We start from the raw sequence: 2316 nt of genomic DNA, 5'->3' as shown, positions 1-2316 counted from the left end.
TTTCTTCGACCACTGGTCGAGATTGACCAGCTTGAGCTGGCGTTGCACGCGCTCCTTGCGCTCTTGCTCCGGTACGCCGGCGAGTTCGAGGCCGAGACCGACATTCTCCTCCACCGTGCGCCAGGGCAAAAGGCCGAACTGCTGGAACACCATCGCTACCTGTTTCTGCCGCAGGCGCCGCAGGGTCGCCTCGTCGCAGGTGACGACGTCGACGGTCTTGTCGCCATCCTTGACCAGAACCTGGCCGCGCGACACGACGTTCAGCCGGTTGACCGCCCGCAGCAATGTCGACTTGCCCGAACCGGAGAGACCCATCAGCACGGAGATCTCGCCCTCGTTCACTGTCAGGCTGGCGCCGGCGCAACCCAGTACATTGCCGGTCTTTTCGAGGATCTCGGCGCGGCTGGCTCCGGCGTCGATCATCTTCAGCGATCCGGCCTGGTCGGCGCCGAAGACGATATCGACGTTCCGGAAATCGACGGCGACGGTCATTTCTTGCCTCCAACGGCGATGCGGGTCATCCGGTCGAGCACGATGGCCAAAACGACGATGGCGAGGCCCGCCTCGAGCCCGAGGTCGATCTTGCGCGAACCCAGCGCCCGGTTGATTTCGGTGCCGAGGCCGCCGGCGCCGATCAGTGCGGCAAACACCACCATCGACAGCGACAGCATGATGCACTGCGTCAAACCGGCCATGATGGTGGGCAGCGCCGAGGGCAGCTCCACCTTCCACAGCAACTGGCTCTTGGTGGCGCCGAACGCCTCGCCGGCCTCGACGATCGACTTCGGCACCGAGACGACGCCGAGATGCGTGAGCCTGACCGCGGTCGGGATGACGAAGATGATGGTGACGATGAGGCCGGGCGCATTGCCGAGGCCGAACAGCGTCAGCACCGGGATGAGGTATACGAAGGTCGGCAGCGTCTGCATCAAATCGAGCACCGGCAGCATGACGCGATAGACCTTCGGCTTGTGCGCCGCCCAGATACCAAGTGGCACACCGATGGCCATCGAGGCGGCGGCGGCGGCAACCACCAGCACCAGTGTCTCTACCGTCTGCTTCCAGAGGTTCTGGTTGAGGATGAACAGCAACCCGAGAAAGACAGCCACCGCCAAGCCTCTCGATCGCTGCAGATAATAGGCAAGCAGTGCAATCAGCGCGATGAGAAGGACCGGCGGTACCAGCAGCAGCGTGTCGACCACTCCATCGAGCAGGAAATTCAAGCCGCCGGAGAGGCCGCGGAAGAAGGTGTTGAAATTGTCGGTAAGGAAGGTGAAGAACGCTTTGCCCCACTCGCCTATGGGGATTTTATAACTGACAAAGAATTTTGAAATCGGATCCATCTTGCCCCTCTTTGGCAGTCGCCGTCCTTGCCGGACGGTCATCTTGTCACAGGATATGAAAAAGGGCAGCCCTTTCTACAGTGACTGCCCTTCTTGATCGGTCACGCCGAACGCAAGACCTGCTCAGCTTCCGAGCGCAGTCTTCACGGCTGCAGCGGCGTCGCCGCCATCGAAAGTGGTCACGCCGGCAATCCACGGAGCAACCGCGTCCGGATGCTTCTTGAGCCAGTCGGTCGCAGCCGTATTGGCGTCAGCGCCCTTGAGGATCGCGTCCATTATCTCGCCTTCCATATCGAGATTGAACTTCAGGTTGGCGATGAACTTGCCGGCATTCGGGCACTCGGTGGTGTAACCCTTGCGCACATTGGTATGGACAGTGGCGGCGCCGAAGCCGCTGTCGCCCATGCCATCGAGATAGGTGATCTTCATGGCACCCATCACCGGATGCGGCGTCCAGCCGAGGAAGGCGATCCATTCATTGCTCTTCATCGACTGCTCGGCCTGCGTCAGCATCCCGGCCTCCGAGGATTCGACCAGCTCGAAGCCTTCGAGATTGTCTTTCGGGTTCTTGATCATGTCGAGGATAATGCGGTTGCCGTCATTGCCGGCCTCGATGCCATAAATCTTGCCGTTGAACTTGTCCTTGAACTTGCCGATATCGGTCAGCGATTTCACGCCGGCGTCAGCGACATAGGTCGGCACGACGATGCCGTAGCCGGCGCCGGTCAGGTTGGTGCTGATCGTCTCGACCGAGCCATCGGCGGTATAGTCCTTGATGTCGTTGGTCATCGACGGCATCCAGTTGCCGAGGAACACGTCGAGATCCTTGTTCTTCAGCGACGCCATGGTCACCGGCACCGACAGCTGGATCGTCTGCGGCTCATAGCCGAGCGCGGTCAGCAGCACGGAGGCGATGCCGGTCGTCGCCTGGATGTCGGTCCAGCCGACATCGGAAAGGCGCACCGCCTTGCAG

Annotated in this window: 3 protein-coding genes; all 3 read right to left on the bottom strand. The window is 61.2% G+C overall.

The window, feature by feature from the left end; translation table 11 throughout:
- On the bottom strand, nucleotides 1-492 hold a 492-nt coding region (locus EOC06_RS36125), incomplete at its 3' end, for an ATP-binding cassette domain-containing protein (RefSeq protein ID WP_128310037.1).
- Nucleotides 489-1343 (bottom strand): choline ABC transporter permease subunit, encoded by an 855-nt coding sequence (choW, locus tag EOC06_RS36120; protein WP_127266555.1) that lies wholly within the window; start codon nucleotides 1341-1343, stop codon nucleotides 489-491. The genes choW and EOC06_RS36125, both read right to left, overlap by 4 nt.
- A gap of 123 nt (nucleotides 1344-1466) precedes the next feature.
- Nucleotides 1467-2316, bottom strand: an 850-nt coding sequence (gene choX, locus EOC06_RS36115) for a choline ABC transporter substrate-binding protein (protein WP_128310036.1), incomplete at its 5' end; no start/stop codon positions are given.

The sequence above is a fragment of the Mesorhizobium sp. M7A.F.Ca.MR.362.00.0.0 genome (assembly GCF_004023175.1).
GTDB lineage: Bacteria > Pseudomonadota > Alphaproteobacteria > Rhizobiales > Rhizobiaceae > Mesorhizobium.
This window is presented reverse-complemented; position numbering and strand designations above follow the sequence as displayed.

Excerpts from the sequence above, each read along its gene's own strand:
- choW (WP_127266555.1), bottom strand. The coding sequence starts at position 1,343 with ATGGATCCGATTTCAAAATTCTTTGTCAGTTATAAAATCCCCATAGGC.